This is a genomic window from Synechococcus sp. ATX 2A4 (assembly GCF_024346375.1).
GTDB lineage: Bacteria > Cyanobacteriota > Cyanobacteriia > PCC-6307 > Cyanobiaceae > MW101C3.
In genome coordinates this window covers 202584-219169 of sequence record NZ_JAGQCV010000001.1, presented here as the reverse complement: position 1 = coordinate 219169, position 16586 = coordinate 202584, and the positions used below count along the sequence as shown (strand labels likewise).

Genomic DNA, 16586 nt, shown 5'->3' with positions numbered 1-16586 from the left:
CGCTTTTGTTCAACTCGCCATCCTTTCGGCCAGCTGCACCAACAGCCCCGCCGCCTGCTCGGCTCCATCGCTTGCCAGCAGGCCGTCGCTGGGGGGCAGCAGCGGCTGGTCAAGCTGCCAATCGCCGGCCAGCAGTTGCTCCCGGCTCAACAGCCGGTGCTGACCATGGCGCCGCAGCCAGCCCTCCAGCACCGCCGCTTCGGCAAAGCCGTGGCGCTCCACCAGATGCAGCCCGGTGCCCTGGGACAGCGCCTCGCAGAAGATGCTGTAGCCGGCCTTGCTGATCTGGCGGCCGCACAGCCGCATCAGCTCCAGGGGCCGCACGTCTGCCGGCAGCAGGCGCACATTCGGCGCTGCGGCGGCGCTGGCATCGGTGCTCACGAAGCTCCAGCCGGGCCAGCGGCCATAGGGCTCAGGCCCCAGCGCAAAGCCCATCCCACCGAAGCTCACCATCACGCAGCGCTCCCGTTCGGCCGGCAAGCCCAGCCGCTGGCGCAACGCTTCTGCCTCCAGTTGCGGCGCCGCCGCCGTCAGGCCCACCGCCGTCTCCGGCAGGCCCCAGTCCATCGCCATCGAAAACGGACAGCGAATCACGTGCGTGCCGCGGCGGTAATCGTGCTGGAAGCGCTCGGCCCAGCCCAGGAATGGCCCCCCCATCGGCGCGTAGATGTCGTCCCAGCCGAAGTTGCCCATCCACACCAGCGGCCGCTGCAGCAACGCCGCCAGCTGCGCCGCCGCCGGTGGCACATCGCCCAGCAGCAGCACCGGCTCCTGCTGCTGCAGCAGCCACTGCGCCTCCGCCTCCAGCAGCGGCGGCAGCGAGGCCGCCACGGCCTCCAAGGCCGCCAGGGTGGCGTCGCCGTCCACACCGAGCGCATCGGCCTGGATCGCGCCCACATCCCAGCGCAGCGGGCGGTGCTCGAACGGCACCCCCGCCAGGGCCAGCTGCAGAAAGGCTGGCGGCAGCGCAGTGGAGAGCACCAGGCGCCAGCTGGGCCGCAGCGCCGCCAGGGCGAGCAGCACCGAGGCCACCCGGGAGCCGTGGCCGTAGCCATGGCCGCTCACGCAGGCGTAGATCAGCACGGCACCGCCAGCGGCTGCTCCACCAGCAGTTGTTCGTAGAGCAGCTCGCCACCGGGGTGGTACCAGCGGTGGCTGGCGCGGCGGAGGCGGCCGTCCACCAACTCCACCCAGGAGAAGTGGCGCAGGGCGCGTCCCTCCTGATCCACGCCATGGCGCGGCACGCAGGCGCTGTTGAGGTAGGCGGTGCCGCTGCGGTCGATCACAAAGCTGCGGCGCAGGCCCCGGCCGCGCTTGAGCGCGTGGTGCATGTGGCCGAACACCACCAGCGGCACCGGCCGGTGGCGGCGGATGCGCTCGATCGCCAGGGTCAGGTCCTGGTCGCCCCAGTCGCAGGCGGGCGGTTTCCAATCACGGCCGCAGGGATCCTGGGCCTCACTGCCCAGACCGGCCGGCCCGCTGTGGGCCAGCAGCACCAGCGGCAGGGCCGGATCGGCCGCCAGGGCGGCGCTGGTGATGCGCTGCGCCGAATCGTCGGCGCTCATCGGGCCCCAGAGCGCCTCCACCGCCTGCGAGAGATGGAAGCCACCGCCGGCGCTGCCGGGCCGGGCACCCACCACCGCCAGCCCCGGGGGCTGCAGCTGCCGCAGCGCCCAGCCGCAATGGCGCTCGCCCAGCAGCTCGATCTGACGCCGCAGGCAGCGGCCGCTGGCATCCCGGCCGGCGTCGTGGTTGCCGAGGATGCAGGCCAGGGGCAGCTCCAGCCGCGCCAGGCTGGCGGCGATGCGCTCCTGGCCATCGCTGAGGTCGCCCACCACCAGCACCGCATCGGGGGCGAGCCGGTGGAGCAGGGTCACATCGCTGGCATCCCATTGCCCGTGCAGGTCGCCGGCGATCGCAATGCGCATGCGGGCCGGGCCCCCGTCCCTAGGGTGGTGTCATCTTGCCCCAGATGCTTTCTGGGCGGCGACCGCGACACCCTCCACTCCCGCCATCGACACCGTCACCACCAGGCCGCTCACCACGAGGCCGCTCATCTCCAGCCCCACCGCTGGCAGCCTGCTGAGCGCCAGCCCTATCGCTGGCAGCCCTGTTCCCGCCCGGCACGCGCTGCCGCAGGCGATCCGCGAGCTGGCCAGCCAGCGGCGGGCTGTGATCCTGGCGCACTTCTACCAGAACGCTGAAATCCAGGACATCGCCGATGTGATCGGCGATTCACTCGAGCTCTCCCGCCGCGCCGCGGATACCGACGCGGAGGTGATCGTGTTCTGCGGCGTTCACTTCATGGCTGAAACCGCCAAGATCCTCAACCCGGGCAAAACGGTGCTGCTGCCCGATCTGGATGCGGGCTGTTCCCTGGCCGATGCCTGCCCCGCCGACGCCTTCGCCGCCTTCCGCGCCCAGCACCCCCACCATTACGTGGTGAGCTACATCAACTGTTCAGCCGCGGTGAAGGCGCAGAGCGACCTGATCTGCACCAGCAGCAATGCCGTGAGCCTGGTGCAGCAGTTGCCCCCCGACCGGCCGATCCTGTTCGCGCCGGATCAGAACCTGGGCCGCTGGGTGGCGCGCCAGAGCGGCCGTGAGCTCACCCTCTGGCCGGGCAGTTGCATCGTGCACGAAACCTTCAGCGAGCAGGCCCTGCTGAAGCTGCGGCTCGACCATCCCGGCGCCGAGGTGATCGCCCACCCGGAATGCCTGCCCAACATGCTGGATCTGGCCGATTTCATCGGCTCCACCAGCAAGCTGCTGCACCGCGCCGAAACCAGCGACGCCACGGCTTTCATCGTGCTTACCGAGCCGGGCATCCTGCACCAGATGCGCCTGAAGCTGCCCCACAAAACCTTCCATGAGGTGCCCGGTCAGGACGGTTGCAGCTGCAATGCCTGCCCCTACATGCGTCTGAACACGCTCGAAAAGCTGTGGCATTGCCTGGCCACCCTGGAGCCGGCGATCGAGCTCGATGAAGCGGTGCGCACCCGGGCACTGCTGCCGATCCAACGCATGCTCGAGATGAGCCGCTGAGCCGGGCCCCTTGCTGCCGCCGGGCGCCCTGATCCAGCACACCCCGCAGGGGCTCTACTGCCCGGCCGCCGACGCCTGGATTGATCCCTGGCGGCCGGTGCCGCGCGCCCTGATCACCCACGCCCACGCCGACCACGCCCGGCCCGGCAGCCAGGTGTATTGGGCGGAGGGCAGCGCCGCCGGCGTGCTGCGCCAGCGGTTGGGCCAGGGCATCGATCTGCGGCAGGTGGCCTACGGCCAGGAGCTGCGCCTCGGCGACGCCACCGTGTCGTTTCACAGCGCCGGCCACGTGCTGGGTTCGGCCCAGGTGCGGATCAGCGCCGGTGGTGAAACCTGGCTGATCAGCGGCGATTACAAGCGCGATGCCGACCCCAGCTGCGTGCCGTTCGAGCCGGTGCCCACCGATGTGCTGATCACCGAAGCCACCTTCGGCCTGCCGGTGTACCGCTGGCGGCCGGGCCAGGAGGTGGCGGCCGAGATCGCCAGCTGGTGGAAGCAGGCACCGGAGCGGCCCTCGATTCTGTTCTGCTACGCCTTCGGCAAGGCCCAGCGCCTGCTGGCGGAGCTGCACCAGCTCGGCCTGAATGAGGAGGTGCTGCTGCACGGCGCTGTGCAGACCCTGATGGCGCCCTACCGCGAGCAGGGCATCGCCATGCCGCCCACCCGGCCCGCCAGTGAGCTGCCCCGCAGTGAGCCGTTGGCGGGCCGGTTGGTGCTGGCGCCCCCGTCGGCGCACCGTTCGGTGTGGATGAAGCGGTTCAAGGCGCCGCAGACGGGCTTCGTGAGCGGCTGGATGGCGGTGCGCGGTGCCCGGCGGCGCCGCGGCTACGAGCGGGGCTTCGTGCTCAGCGACCACGCCGACTGGAACGGCCTGCTCACCACCGTGCGCCAGAGCCAGGCCCGGCAGGTGTACGTGACCCACGGCCAGAGCGACGTGCTGGCCCGCTACCTGCGCGAGGTGGAAGGCATCAGCGCCGAGCCGCTCAGCGGCGGCTTCGCGGCGGAGCGGGGGGAAGACGCTGAGCCTGAAACGCTTGCGGCTGATTGATCACCAGCATCGAGGCTGACGCGTCCCTTGAGACCCGCTGCATCACCACGCGGTGGCGTGCAGGTTGAGGAGTCCACGAGCTGCTGGCACCCCGCCTGTGGAGCTCCATTCAGTCGTCGCCTTCCTTTCTGCGGAGGCAGGAGGGGGCCCTGTTCCACCCCCATGAAGTGGCTGCCAACGACGGCCCCGCTGGCGTCCCGCTCGCGGGGGTGGTGTTCCTCGCCCGGCGCACGGCACAGCCGCAACCAGGCGAGCTGCAGCCATTCGTGGCCGCCGAAGCCCCGCTGGCCCTCACGCCCTACAGCACCATCCTGGGCGCACGCGGCATGGCGGCGACGCTGGCGGCGCTTCAGCCGCTGCGGGCATCCGCACCATCCATTTCAGCGGCGGTGAACCCATGTTCCGCCCCTCGTGTGTTTCACCACGCCATGAACCACCCTGAGCAGCCCTGGCCTGCGGCCTGGCCCGCCCGCTGCTGCCACTGGTGGATGATCCCGCTCTTCGTGCCTGGGCGCCAGACTTTTTCAGCGGCCAGCTGGAGGCGCCCCGCACGGCTCCCCACCATCCATCTGTTTGCTTTTGGCACCAAGGCTGCCTGGGACGTGGCTTTGCTGCGGCGCACGGCCACCGTTCCGATCGACTGGACCTTGGTGCAGCGCTGGGTGCAGGAGCTGGGGGTGCCGCGGGCCTTCTGGGTGCCGGCGCGGGTGTTGAACGATCAGCTTGATCTGGGCCTTCCGAAAGATCTGCTCCTCCAGGCTCCCCGCGACAGGTGCCAGAGGCAGCTGGAGCTGATCGCGCGGCGTCGGTTGAGCGACGTGCGTTGGTGGCTGAGCCCCGAGGCCGGCATCGCGCGTGGCACGGCCAGGCGCCTGACGCCAACCCAGCGGCTGTCAGCCCTGCCAGGCCATGCCCGGGAGGCGCTGCAACAATTTCGTCAGTGACTTCTCCTTGCTGCTGATGCTCACCGGCCTCAGCTTGATTTGGTGCCACCAGTTGAGCGGCGGGGTCAGAGGCTTGGCCTTTCTGGTGTGATCGAGCCCACTCCAACTGGAGGATAATCGAGAAAAATGGGTGTAGTTTTTGTAGACGTTATCCAATAAGGCCTTAAGCGCCATGCCTGCAGCTATCGGCGTCAGAACTGCCTGGTCACCCCTAACGATGGTGTCACTCGATACCAAGATTACTGCCGCCGCTTGGGGAGGCTTGTCGAGGACAGTTCTCTTCCCAATCTTTGTGGCAGGGGCATCGCTTGCCCCACTGCCAGGCCTGGCGGCCCCCAACACCATCACCAGCTTCATCAGCTTCACGGGCGCCCCCAATGGGGGCAGACCCAGCGCTGCTTTGACCGCCGGGCCCCCAGGTCTCTTCTTCGGAGTCACGGCAAACGGCGGAACGGATGGCTTCGGAACGGTGTTTTCCTTTGATGGCAGCTCGATCACCAGCCTTGCCAGCTTTGGTGGCACCGACGGCGGTGTCAGGCCCAGAGCTGAATTGACCGCCGGCGGCGGTGGTCTCTTCTATGGCACCACCTCTGCCGGCGGGGCGAATAGTGCGGGCGCGATCTTCTCCTTCAACAGCAATACCAATACGATCAGCACGCTCGCGAGCTTTGATGGCAGCAACGGGGCCAACCCCACCGCTGCCTTGACAGCCGGGAGTGGCGGGATCTTCTACGGCACCACAGAAGAGGGCGGGACCCACAACGGCGGTACGGTCTTCTCCTTTGACAGCAACAACGACACCATCGCGAGCCTAGCCAGCTTCGTTGGCGCCAACGGCTCCACACCCAGCGCTGCATTGATCGAAGGAACCGGTGGCCTCTTCTACGGCACCACAGAAAGGGGCGGGACCCATAACAGCGGTACGGTCTTCTCCTTTGATAGCAACAGCAACACTATTGCCAGCATCGTGAGCTTCGTGGGTGCCAACGGGGAAAGCCCAAGTGCAGCCTTGACCCCTGGCAGCGCTGGCCTCTTCTACGGCACCACACGACGGGGCGGGAGCGATAACGAAGGCACGGTCTTCTCCTTTGATAGCAACAGCAACACCATCACCAGCCTCGTCAGCTTCAATAGCGACAATGGAGAAAGCCCGAGCGCTGCCTTGACCCCTGGCAGCGGTGGTCTCTTCTACGGCACCACCGACCAGGGAGGCGCGAATGACTTTGGCTCGATCTTCTCCTTTGACAGCAACAGCAACACCATCACCAGCCTTGTCAGCTTCGATGGCGCCAATGGAGAAAGTACGGAAGCGGCACTGACCGCTGGACCCGCTGACATCTTCTACGGCACCACCAATCTTGGCGGCGCCAATAATGAAGGTACGCTCTACACCCTGCAAGTTCCAGGCCCGCTTCCCATCTTCGGGGCAGGCATGGCCTTCGGGTGGAGCCGCAAGCTCCGCAGGCGCATCAAGGCCTCCCGGTTCGGGTGATCTGCACCATGGCGCGGTGATGCCATCTGCGGCAACACCGCGCCATGGTGCTCCTCGTTGAGGTCATCGCTCACAGATCTGAGCAGGAGCGGTTGCCAATCTGACGGGCAGTGGTTGCAGCTGGTGGTTGATGTTGAGAGCCGGTGTCAGCGTCGCGGTGGAGCATGGAACAGCTGGCCCGCCAACGGACGCCCCCTCACACCGCCTCGCCCCTGATCGCTACAACCGGCGCAGGGCCTGAGGCCCTACCCAACCACTCCCGCCCCGTGCACGCCTTCTGCGACCTTTTTGAGTGCCTGGATCGCAGCAGCGGCACCAAGGCGCGCGTGGTGGCGCTGGCGGCTTATTTCAGCGAGGCGCCGGCGGCCGATGCGGCCTGGGCGTTGCAGTTGCTGCTTGGCAAACGGCGCCGACGGCTGCTCACCGGGCGGCGGTTGCGGGAGGTCTGCCTGGGGGCGGCGGGGCTGCCTGAGTGGCTGTTCGACGTCTGCCACGCCCAGGTGGGGGATTCGGCGGAAACGATCGCTTTGCTGTTGCCGGAATTGAACCTGCCGGCTCAAGAGCCGCTGGATCTGCCCCTGCATCAGTGGATGGCGGAGCGGCTGCCGGCACTGGCGGCACTGGAGGGCGAGGCGCAGGCGCAGGCGCTGCTGCAGATCTGGGCCTCCCTGCCACCGTCGCAGGTGTTCGTGTTCAACAAGCTGCTGAGTGGCGGCTTCCGGGTGGGAGTGTCCACCGGCCTGGTCACGCGCGCCCTGGCCGTGGTGAGCCAGCTGGAGGAGGCGGAGGTGGCCCATCGGCTGATGGGCGGCTTCGAGCCCAGTGGCGCCGCCTTCACCGCCTTGCTTTGCCCCACCGCCGGCAATGAGGCCGCCCCAATCAGCCGCCCCTATCCCTTTTTCCTGGCCAGTCCGCTGGAGCCGGAGCGGTTGCAGGCAGATGACCCCGCCCAGTGGCGCGCCGAGTGGAAATGGGATGGCATCCGCGGCCAGCTGATCCGCCGTGCCGGCACCACCTTTCTCTGGAGCCGCGGCGAAGACCTCGTGAACGACAGCTTCCCGGAGCTGGTGGCCCTGGGCGATGCTCTGCCGGACGGCACCGTGCTCGATGGCGAGGTGATCGTGTGGCCGGCGGCGGCAGAGCGCCCGCTCGGCTTTGCGGCCCTGCAACGGCGCCTGGGGCGCCGCAGCGTGAGCCGCGCGCTGCGTGAGGCCTGCCCGGCCGCCTTCGTGGCCTACGACCTGCTGGAAGAGGGCGGCCGCGACCAACGCCTGCAGCCCCTGGCGGCGAGGCTGCAGGCCCTGGGCCAGCTCAGCGCCGCGGTGCGGGAAGGGGCCGCAGACGCCATCAAGGGGTCCCTGCGCCTGTCGGCCGGGCTGCCGTTGCAGAGCTGGGAGGCGCTGGAACCACTGCGCAGTCAGGCGCGCCAGGCCGGCGCCGAGGGCCTGATGCTCAAGCGGCTCGACTCGCCGTATCTGGCGGGCCGCAAGCGGGGCCACTGGTGGAAACACAAGCTCGAGCCGATGGAGCTCGATGCGGTCCTGCTCTACGCCCAGGCAGGCAGCGGCCGCCGCGCCAACCTCTTCACCGACTACACCTTCGGGTTGTGGGCCACGGCGGATCCGCAAACGGCAGCAGCAGAGAGCAGCCCGCGCCAGCTGGTGAGCTTCGCCAAGGCCTATTCCGGCCTCGATGATGCCGAGATCACGGCACTCGACCGCTGGATCCGCCGCCACACCACCGAACGCTTCGGACCGGTGCGGGCGGTGGAGCCGTTGCAGGTGTTCACCCTCGGCTTTGAAGGCATCCAGCGCTCCAGCCGGCACCGCAGCGGTGTGGCCGTGCGCTTCCCGCGCATCCTGCGCTGGCGCCAGGACAAACACGCCGCTGAGGCCGACACCCTGGCCGCTGCCGAAGCCCTGCTCGAGGACGGCTGACCGGAACGCCGTCCCTTTGGGACAGCCATGCGCCTCAGCGGTACACCGAGCGCCCATCGCCGGGCAGCAGGGTGAGCAGGGCGGGATCGATCAGGCGGCCCACGCTGAGTTCGGGCGGGTCAGGGGCCTGGCCGGCGGCGGCGGCAGCGGCCAGATCCCACTGCTCCAGCGATAACACCAGGCCACCGGCAGCGGTGTAGTCGGCGTAGCGGCAGCCGCTCTGGCGCCGGTTCATCACCCGCGCACTGGAGCTGATCGAGGCCTGGCCCTGCTCCTTGAGCGCATAGCGCACCCCGTCGAATTGCACGTGCGCCGGGAAGTGGGCCGCGCCGGGGCCCACCAGCGGCGCCAGCGCCAACTCCGAAGCGTTGACACCCTCCAGCCAGCTCACCTCCAGCCAATCGTCTTCCGTGACGCTCAACCAGCGGCCGTCGGTGCCGTCCCGCAGCAGATACTCCAGCCACTCGAAGCCTTCTTCGTTGTACAGGAGCCGGTCTTCCACCACCCAGTCGCGTCCTTCGAACTGCACGATGTCGCCGGTGCAGAGGGTGAACAGGGTGCGGTCCTGCGGCAGGGCGGCCGGGCGGCGGCGCCAGCGCCGCAGCTGCAGCACCACGAAAGCGGCTACCAGGAGCGCCAGCAGCAGGACCCACACCGTCATCGGCTCGCTCTCAAAGCCCGGCCACGGCCACCGGTAGCGGGGAGCTTATCGGCACCACCCTCAGGGCCCCGACCAGCGGCTCTGGCGTTGGTACTCGGCCAGCACAGGACGCAGCAGGCGGTTCGGCCGCACCTGCTCGCCGGGCGCTAACCGCAGATCCCGCGCCAAGGGGAACAGACGGGCGATCTGGGCGTCGTCGGCCCAGCGGCCCATGAACGGCAGCGGGGTGGCCTGCAGGCTCTGGCCCGCGCGGTAGGCGATCACGAAGCCCCAGGGGCCGAAGCTGGGCACATCCACGCTGTACGCGCGGGTGGTGAGCGGCAGCTGCTCGAAGGTGGCCTGGATCGAGGCCAGCACCTTGGGGGTGAAGAAGGGCGTGGAGGCCTGGGTCACCAACCGGCCGTCCGGGGCCAGCAGCTGCAGCAGCCGGCCGTAGAAGCTGACGCTGTAAAGCCGCGCCAGCGGTGCGGTGGCGGGGTCGGGGAAATCGGCGATCACCACGTCGTAGGTGCCGGCCAGGTGCCGCACCCGCTCGAAGGCGTCTCCCGTGTGCAGATGCACCCGCGGGTCGTCGAGGCTGCCCTGGTTGAGACGCCGCAGGAAAGGGTGCCGGCGCGCCAGCTGCAGCATGGCGGGATCCAGCTCCACCAGATCCACCCGCTGCACGCCCGGCCAGCGCAGCACTTCCCGCAGGGCCAGGCCATCACCGGCACCGAGCAGCAGCACCCGGCGCGGCTGCCGGTGGAAGGCCATCACCGGATGCACCAGCGCCTCGTGGTAGCGGTATTCGTCGAGGCTCGAGAACTGCAGGTTCCCGTCGAGGAACAGGCGCAGGTCATCGCGGCGGCGGGTCAGCACGATGCGCTGGTGGCGGCTCTGCACCCGGCCCACCACCGGGTCGTCGTAGAGGCTGTCTTCGATCTTGTCGCCCAGGGGCAGCACGGCCCAGGCCACCAGGGCCACCAGCGGCAAGGTGCCGGCCACCAGCCAGCGCCAGCGGCGTTCCAGCGGAAACACCCGGCAGATCACCAGGCAGCTGAGCAGCGGCACCAGCGACAGCACGGCGGCGGTGGGCAGCAGGCCCAGCCAGGGCAGCAGCACCAGCGGAAACAGCAGCGCCCCCACCAACGCGCCCAGGTAATCGAGCGCCAGCACCCGCGCCAGCGCCGTGCGCAGGTGCTGCTGGGTCTCCAGCAGGCGGGTGAGCAGCGGCACCTCCATGCCGCCCAGCACCCCCACCAGCACGGTGAGCACCACCAGCCCCAGCCACACCGGTCCGCCGGCACCGAACAGGGCGAACAGCCCCAGGGGCGCCAGCAGGCAGAGCGGGCTGAGCAGCAGTTCCACCAACAGGAACAGCCGCAGCAGGCGAGCGAAGGGATTGGGGCCGCAGGCGAGGAACTGGCTCAGCCAGGCCCCCAGGCCCATTGCCGCCAGGAAGGTGCCCACCACGATGCCGGTGGCCAGGGTGTGGTCACCCAGCAGATAGCTGGCCTGGGTGGCGAGCATCAGCTCCAGCACCAGGCTCACGGTGGAGGACATCGCCGCCGCCAGCAGCAGCACCCACACCTGCAGGGGGCGCAGCGGCGGGGCGGACGGGGCGATCACTTGGCGGTGCCGGGTCCGCGCCCCTGAAAGCCCGACCAGGCGCGCGAGCGATCCGGCGCCGCCACCCAGCGGCCCGCCCGGTAGCTGCCGCCATAGCGCACACCGCTGAAACTGGCCGGCGTGCCCTCCTGGCCGAGGCGGAACAGGGCGGGCTGCAGGATCGCCGCGGTGGTGCCCACGCCCACGGCGCCCACGGCCAACAGCAGGATCACCGCTTGTTCGCGGGGCATGGCAAGCGGGCTCCCTACCCTGTGAGCATCTCAGGCCCGGGCGCCCCGCGGCCGGAGTGGCAGCAGCGGCACCCGGAACGCCGTCTTCACACCATCCTCCACGCTTAGCTGCAACCACTCGATCTCCCAGGGGTCACCCTGGGGGCTGAAGGTTTCAGGCACCGTCACCCGCAGCCGGTAGCTGCCCGGTTCCGCCAGTCGCAGGTGGTGCGTCTGCGTGAGTGTGAGCCAACTGTCGCCATCATTGGTGTGCCGGCAGACCTTCAACGTGGCCTGATGGTCGAGGCGGCGCTGGCCGGCGCCATCGCTGAGGCTCAGGCTGAACGGGGCCAGGGCGGGCGGATCGTGCTCGGGCTTGGCGCCATCGGGAAGCTCCCAGCGGGCGCGCACCACCAGCTTCACCAGGCCCGGCCCGCCCAGCGGCAGGCGCAGCGCCGCCACCCCTTCCTCCACCCGCAGCCGGCGCCGAGAGCGCGCTGCGCCATACACCGCCGCCAGCAGGCAGAGCACGATCGCCTGGCTGACCGCCGCCGTGTACAGCAGCAGAGCGGCGGCCACGCTGTGGTTGCGCACCGTGCCGCGCAGCGTCACAGGTGCCTGCAGCGGCAGACCACTCACGCCGAGCAGCTCATCGAGCGTCACCTCCAGCTGGAAGCGGCCGCTGGTCTGCGGGCGCAATTGCAGCTGCAGCGTTGTGTCCCGCTCCTGCCAGCTGCCGCTTTCGCCACCTTCGGCCCAGGTGCCGCTTTCGCGCCAGCCATCCTTGAACAGCTCCAGCACCGGCCGGCCGGCCTCGTCGAGCAGGCGCACCCCCAGCTCCACCGTGCTGTTGTCGGGGATCTCCGCCTCCAGCGCGATCCGCGGGCTGCCCAGCCAGCCATCGCGCAGGTCGAAAGGCTCGCTGCGGGCCGGTTGCTCCTCCGTCGCCACCAGCACCAGCCGCTGCGGCGGTTCGAGCGCCGAGAGCGCCAGCACCGAGAGCGGCAGCAGCGGCAGCAGCAGCGCCAGCAGGGGCCAGCGCACGGTGGTGGCCCCTGCAGCGGCCGCACCGGCGCCGCCGCCCGCTCGGCCCGCTCCCGGGGAGTCCCTACCCTGACGGCGAAGGCGTGACGTGGTCATGGTCAAACCGCTGCTCCAGTTGCTGCTGACGGTTGGCTGGACGTTTCTGGGGGTCATCCTCATCTATGGCGGCCTGCTGCTGTTCGATCGCCTCTCGCCGATTGACTACCGCAGCGAGATCCGCAAGGGCAACACCGCCGCCGGCCTGGTGCTGGGCGCTGTGATCCTGGCGATCGCCGCCGTGGTGGTGGCCGTGCTCACCAGCTGACGGGTGGCGCGTCTTGGCCAGCCGCACCGGCGCCTCGCTCCGCCCGATCGAAGACTGGTTCCGGCACCAGGGCTGGCGGCCGATGCCGTTTCAGCGCCAGTGCTGGAAGGCCTGCCTGGAGGGCCGCGACGGCCTGATCCAGGTGCCCACCGGCGCCGGTAAGACCTACGCCGCCGTGATGGGGCCCATCGCCCGCATGCTGGCCAGCCCCGGCGGGGGCGTGCGGCTGCTGTATGTCACGCCGCTGCGGGCGCTGAGTCGTGATCTGGCCCTGGCGATCCGCGCGCCGATCGAGGCGATGGACTGGCCGCTGCGGGTGGGCATTCGCAACGGTGACACCGCCAGCGCCGAACGCAGCCGCCAGCTGCGCCAGCCGCCCCAGATCCTGATCACCACGCCGGAATCGCTGTCGGTGTTGCTGGCGGGCGCCAAGGCAAGCGAGCTGTTCGGCAGCCTGGAAACGGTGGTGCTGGATGAATGGCACGAGCTGATGGGCAGCAAGCGCGGCAGCCAGTGCGAGCTGTGCCTCAGCTGGTTGCGCCGGCTGCGGCCGGGCCTGCGCACCTGGGCGATCAGCGCCACGATCGGCAACCTGGAGGAAGCGGCGCGCGCGGCGGTGGGGGCCGCAGCCGCGCCGCCGTTGATCGTCACCGCCAAGCTGCGCCGCCACACCGAGATCCGCAGCCTGCTGCCCGAGCAGATCGACGGCTTCCCCTGGGCCGGTCACCTGGGTCTGCGCATGTACGAGGAGCTGGTGGCGGCGCTCGATCCAGCCGTCTCCACGCTGCTGTTCACCAACACCCGCAACCAGTCGGAGCGGTGGCATCAATGCCTGCGGTATGCCTGCCCGGAGATGGAGGGGGCGCTGGCGCTGCACCACGGCTCGATCGACCGGGCCGAACGGGAGGCGATCGAAGCGGGGGTGAAGGCGGGGGGGATCCGTTGGGTGGTGTGCACCAGCTCGCTCGACCTGGGCGTTGACTTTCAGCCGGTGGAGCGGGTGGTGCAGATCGGCAGCGCCAAAAATCTGGCGCGGCTGCTGCAGCGGGCCGGCCGCTCCGCCCATTGCCCCGGCGGCACCTCCCAGGTGCTGTTCATGCCCACCAACGCCCTGGAACTGTTGGAGTTGAGCGCGATGCGACGCGGGCTGGCGGCGGGGCTGGTGGAACGGCGCCGGCTGCCGCAGGCCCCCCTCGATGTGCTGCTGCAGCACCTCACCACCCTGGCCTGCGGGCCGGGTTTTGAGCCGGAGCAGGAGCTGGTCAACGTGCGCAGCGCCTGGAGCTACCGCCAGCTCAGCGACGACGACTGGCAGTGGTGCCTCCGTTTCCTCGAGCACGGCGGCGACTGCCTCGGCGCCTACCCCCGCTACCGCAAGCTCGAACGGGAGCCGCTGGCGGCGGCGGAACGCATGCCGACACAACAGGAGCACCCAGAAGCCCCCTTCCGCTTTCGTGTGCGCGAGACCGCCATCGCCCGCCTGCACCGCCTCAACATCGGCACGATCACCGCCAGCCGTTCGATCACGGTGAAGGTGGTGCGGGGCGCCACACTCGGCCATGTGGAGGAGGGATTCGTCAGCCGGCTCAAGCCCGGCGATGTGTTCTTCTTCGCCGGCCGCCAGCTGGAGTTCGTGCGCCTGCGCGACATGACCGCCCTGGTGAAGGCCAGCAGCCGCAAGAGCACCCTGGTGCCGGCCTGGGCCGGTGGGCAGATGGCCCTCTCCGACCTGCTCAGCGAACACCTGCGCCAGGAGGTCGACCGCTGCGCCCGGGCCCTGGCGGCCAACGACCACAGCGGCACTCACCCATCAGCCAGCCCCGATCCGGCGGGCCCCGCCACGCTCGACACCCCTGAGTTGCGCGCCCTGGAGCCCCTGCTGCGCCGCCAGCACGAGCTGTCGGCGTTGCCGCGCGCGCACGAGTTTCTGGTGGAGATCACCCGCAGCCGTGAGGGCAGCCACCTCTACGCCTATCCCTTTGAAGGGCGTTTCGTGCATGAGGGCCTTGGCTTCCTCTGGGCCGGCCGCCTGGCGCGGCTGCAGCCGGGCACCATCACGGTGTCGGTGAACGATTACGGCTTCGAGCTGCTGGCTCCGCGCGGCTATCCCTTCGCCGCGCTGTTCGAGCAGGCCGGCGAGGCGCTGCTGGATGCGGCGGGGCTGCAGGACGACCTGGAGCGCACGATCAACCTCTCGGAGCTGTGCCGCCGCCGCTTCCGCGCCATCGCCCAGGTGAGCGGCCTGGTGCTGAACGGCTTTCCCGGCCAGAACAAAACCGGCGGCCAGCTGCAGATCAGCGCCAGCCTGCTGTTTGATGTGTTCCTGCAGCACGAACCGGCCAACCGCCTGCTGGCCCAGGCACGCCGTGAGGTGCTCGATGAGCAGCTGGAGCTCGGCCGCCTGCAGGCCGCCCTCACACGCCTGCGGGCCAGCGAGCTGCGCCTGGAGCTCACGCCACGCCCGGGGCCATTCGCCTTTCCGCTGCTGGCCGAGCGGCTCAACAACCGCATGAGCAATGAATCGGTGCTGACCCGGCTGGAGCGGCTGATGGCGGAGGCCAGGCGGGCGGAGGGGATCTGATCCGCACTGGACGGACTGCGTACGCTGGGGCGACGCCGCACAGACTTGTGAAGCGACTGATCTACTGGCTGATGGGTGATCGGGCTGGCCGTGTGGTGGTGGGCAGCTGGCGCTGGCTGTGGGGGCGGCCGGTGGAATCCGGCGGCCAGATCGCCGTGGCCGTGGCCGAGGAATCCCTGCAGTCGATGCAGCTTTCCGTGCAGAAACTCGCCCAGGCGGTGGCCATGCAGGTGGGTGCCTATGAGCGGGCCAAGAAGAAATATCAGGCGAAAACAATCGAGCTCAGCACCTACGAACAGCAGGCCGCGCTGGCCCAGAAGGCCGGCCAGATCGACGGCGCCAAGCTGGCGATGGGCCGCGCCATTCAGATCGAGAAGCTGTTGCCCGCCCTCGAGCAGCAGGTGCAGCAGGCTGAGGCCTATGTCACTGCCTCCAAGGACAAGCTCAACCGGGAGCGCCTCAAGCTCGAGCACTACAAGAGCGACATGCAGAACATGAAAGATCTGGCGGAGGTTAACGCCGCGCTCGAATCGATCGCCCAGGTCAACAACGACTTCGACATCGGCTCCGCCCGTTCCTCCTTCGAACAGGCCAAGAACGCAGTGGAGGGGCGCAATCTGCGCAACGCCGCCCTCGCCGAACTCAGCGAAAATCCCCAGGAAAAGCTCACGGCCGATCTGGAGCAGCTCTCGCTCGATGCGGAGGTGACCCAGCGGCTGCAGGCCCTTGAGGCCGCCCCCATGCCCCAGTTCGAAGACAGGCAACCATGAACGAAGAAAAATCCGGTGGCAAGCGCAGCGGCCCACCGCCGATTGTGTTCATCCTGCTGCTGTTGATCGGGGCTGGCGCGCTATGGAGTGGCCGCACCCAGCTGCTCGGCCTGCTGGGCTCCCCTCCTTCCCTGCCCGGCCTGCCCCAGGGGCTGCCCAGCCTGCCGGGCCAGAATCCTGAGGCGGCGGCCTTTCCGCCGCCAGCCGCCGTGCCGGCCGGCACCGCCATCAGCATCGATGGCTCCACCAGCATGGTGTTGATCAACGAAGCCCTCAAGGCCGGCTTCATGGCAGCGTTCCCTGGCACCGAGGTGAGCACCGCCGCGGTCGGCACCGATAACGGCATCCAGGCGCTGCTGGGCGGATCCGTGACCCTGGCGGCCATCTCGCGGCCGCTTTCGCCGGAGGAGCAGGGCCGGGGGCTGAGGGCCGTGCCGGTGGCCGACGACCAGATCGCCCTGGTGGTCGGCATGGATAACCCCTTCCGTCGTGGCCTCTCCCGCAGCCAGGCGGTGCAGATCTTTCGCGGCGAGATCATCAACTGGGCCACCCTCGGCGGCGCCGATCGGGCCATCCGGGTGCTGAACCGCCCCAGCGTCAGCGGCACCCATTCGGCCTTCCGTGACCTGGTGCTGGAGGGGCAGCCCTTCGGCAGCGGCCCCACCATCACCACCATGGAGCGCGACGCCACCACGCCGATGCTGCGCCTGCTCGGCAGCGATGGCATCGGCTACGCCACCTTTGCCCAGGTGGCCGATCAACAGACGGTGCGGGTGGTGCCGATCGATGGCAGCACCCCGGAAGCGCAGGATTACCCCTTCAAGCGGCCCCTGCTTTACGCCTACCGCGAGCCGGCGGGGCCCGCCGTCCAGGCCTTTCTCGGCTACGCCCTCTCCCCCCAGGGCACCGCCGCGATCGCGGCCGGCGTGAAGGGCCCCTGATA

General features: G+C 69.5%; 15 protein-coding genes. 9 read left to right on the top strand and 6 right to left on the bottom strand.

Annotated features, from left to right (window positions below):
* Positions 1-9: 9 nt before the first annotated feature.
* Positions 10-1083 (bottom strand): hypothetical protein, encoded by a 1074-nt coding sequence (locus KBY97_RS00980; RefSeq protein ID WP_255144782.1) that lies wholly within the window; start codon positions 1081-1083, stop codon positions 10-12.
* Positions 1077-1928, bottom strand: a complete 852-nt coding sequence (locus KBY97_RS00975) for a TIGR04168 family protein (RefSeq protein WP_255144781.1) — start codon at positions 1926-1928, stop codon at positions 1077-1079. The genes KBY97_RS00980 and KBY97_RS00975 overlap by 7 nt, the downstream gene beginning before the upstream one ends.
* Here KBY97_RS00975 and nadA point away from each other — a divergent pair.
* The 5 genes from nadA (at position 1927) to KBY97_RS00950 (ending at position 8466) form a co-directional block, all read left to right on the top strand.
* Positions 1927-3045 carry a quinolinate synthase NadA gene (gene nadA, locus KBY97_RS00970; protein WP_255144780.1) on the top strand — a complete coding sequence of 373 codons (1119 nt, stop codon included), beginning with the start codon at positions 1927-1929 and terminating at the stop codon, positions 3043-3045. The two genes, KBY97_RS00975 and nadA, sit on opposite strands and share 2 nt — an antisense overlap.
* 28 nt (positions 3046-3073) lie before the next feature.
* Entirely contained in the window at positions 3074-4093 is a 1020-nt protein-coding gene (locus tag KBY97_RS00965) for a ligase-associated DNA damage response exonuclease (RefSeq protein ID WP_255144956.1), read from the top strand.
* 167 nt (positions 4094-4260) lie between these two features.
* Positions 4261-5037: a hypothetical protein gene (locus tag KBY97_RS00960; protein ID WP_255144779.1), complete on the top strand. Its 777-nt coding sequence runs from the start codon at positions 4261-4263 to the stop codon at positions 5035-5037.
* 217 nt (positions 5038-5254) lie between these two features.
* The gene (locus KBY97_RS00955; RefSeq protein WP_255144778.1) at positions 5255-6529 is read left to right on the top strand and encodes a choice-of-anchor tandem repeat GloVer-containing protein; all 1275 of its coding nucleotides are present in this window, start codon (positions 5255-5257) and stop codon (positions 6527-6529) included.
* A gap of 266 nt (positions 6530-6795) precedes the next feature.
* Positions 6796-8466 (top strand): ATP-dependent DNA ligase, encoded by a 1671-nt coding sequence (locus tag KBY97_RS00950; protein ID WP_255144955.1) that lies wholly within the window; start codon positions 6796-6798, stop codon positions 8464-8466.
* A 34-nt stretch (positions 8467-8500) separates the two neighbouring features.
* On the opposite strand, the gene KBY97_RS00945 is transcribed toward KBY97_RS00950, so the two are convergent.
* Genes KBY97_RS00945 through KBY97_RS00930 form a run of 4 tightly spaced genes read right to left on the bottom strand, consistent with a single transcriptional unit; the run spans position 8501 to position 12084 of the window.
* Complete coding sequence (locus KBY97_RS00945; RefSeq protein WP_255144776.1) at positions 8501-9127, bottom strand: DUF4178 domain-containing protein; 627 nt, start codon at positions 9125-9127, stop codon at positions 8501-8503.
* Between the two features lie 60 nt (positions 9128-9187).
* Entirely contained in the window at positions 9188-10735 is a 1548-nt protein-coding gene (locus KBY97_RS00940) for a polyamine aminopropyltransferase (RefSeq protein WP_255144774.1), read from the bottom strand.
* A complete protein-coding gene (locus tag KBY97_RS00935; RefSeq protein ID WP_255144773.1) occupies positions 10732-10965 on the bottom strand; it encodes a hypothetical protein in 234 nt (77 codons plus the stop codon). Before KBY97_RS00935 ends, KBY97_RS00940 begins: the two co-directional genes overlap by 4 nt.
* Positions 10966-10995: 30 nt before the next feature.
* On the bottom strand, positions 10996-12084 hold the full coding sequence (locus KBY97_RS00930; protein ID WP_255144771.1) for a hypothetical protein: 1089 nt from the start codon (positions 12082-12084) through the stop codon (positions 10996-10998).
* Between KBY97_RS00930 and KBY97_RS00925 the strand changes: the two genes are divergently transcribed.
* The 4 genes from KBY97_RS00925 to KBY97_RS00910 all read left to right on the top strand — a co-directional run bounded on the left by KBY97_RS00925 (position 12083) and on the right by KBY97_RS00910 (position 16584).
* Positions 12083-12292, top strand: a complete 210-nt coding sequence (locus KBY97_RS00925; RefSeq protein ID WP_255144769.1) for a DUF350 domain-containing protein — start codon at positions 12083-12085, stop codon at positions 12290-12292. The genes KBY97_RS00930 and KBY97_RS00925 overlap by 2 nt on opposite strands.
* Before the next feature lie 82 nt (positions 12293-12374).
* Positions 12375-14873 (top strand): ligase-associated DNA damage response DEXH box helicase, encoded by a 2499-nt coding sequence (locus KBY97_RS00920; protein ID WP_399217101.1) that lies wholly within the window; start codon positions 12375-12377, stop codon positions 14871-14873.
* Positions 14874-14944: 71 nt separating this feature from the next.
* Positions 14945-15643, top strand: coding sequence for a PspA/IM30 family protein (locus KBY97_RS00915; protein WP_255144767.1), 699 nt, complete (start codon positions 14945-14947; stop codon positions 15641-15643).
* Entirely contained in the window at positions 15640-16584 is a 945-nt protein-coding gene (locus KBY97_RS00910; protein ID WP_255144765.1) for a phosphate ABC transporter substrate-binding protein, read from the top strand. Before KBY97_RS00915 ends, KBY97_RS00910 begins: the two co-directional genes overlap by 4 nt.
* The last annotated feature ends 2 nt before the right edge of the window (positions 16585-16586 follow it).

Coding starts and splice junctions, on each gene's coding strand:
- KBY97_RS00945 (WP_255144776.1), bottom strand. CDS start 9,127: ATGACGGTGTGGGTCCTGCTGCTGGCGCTCCTGGTAGCCGCTTTCGTG.
- KBY97_RS00920 (WP_399217101.1), top strand. CDS start 12,375: ATGCCGTTTCAGCGCCAGTGCTGGAAGGCCTGCCTGGAGGGCCGCGAC.
- KBY97_RS00910 (WP_255144765.1), top strand. CDS start 15,640: ATGAACGAAGAAAAATCCGGTGGCAAGCGCAGCGGCCCACCGCCGATT.
- KBY97_RS00955 (WP_255144778.1), top strand. CDS start 5,255: ATGGTGTCACTCGATACCAAGATTACTGCCGCCGCTTGGGGAGGCTTG.
- KBY97_RS00930 (WP_255144771.1), bottom strand. CDS start 12,084: ATGACCACGTCACGCCTTCGCCGTCAGGGTAGGGACTCCCCGGGAGCG.
- KBY97_RS00925 (WP_255144769.1), top strand. CDS start 12,083: ATGGTCAAACCGCTGCTCCAGTTGCTGCTGACGGTTGGCTGGACGTTT.
- KBY97_RS00935 (WP_255144773.1), bottom strand. CDS start 10,965: ATGCCCCGCGAACAAGCGGTGATCCTGCTGTTGGCCGTGGGCGCCGTG.
- KBY97_RS00915 (WP_255144767.1), top strand. CDS start 14,945: ATGGGTGATCGGGCTGGCCGTGTGGTGGTGGGCAGCTGGCGCTGGCTG.
- nadA (WP_255144780.1), top strand. CDS start 1,927: ATGCGGGCCGGGCCCCCGTCCCTAGGGTGGTGTCATCTTGCCCCAGAT.
- KBY97_RS00975 (WP_255144781.1), bottom strand. CDS start 1,928: ATGCGCATTGCGATCGCCGGCGACCTGCACGGGCAATGGGATGCCAGC.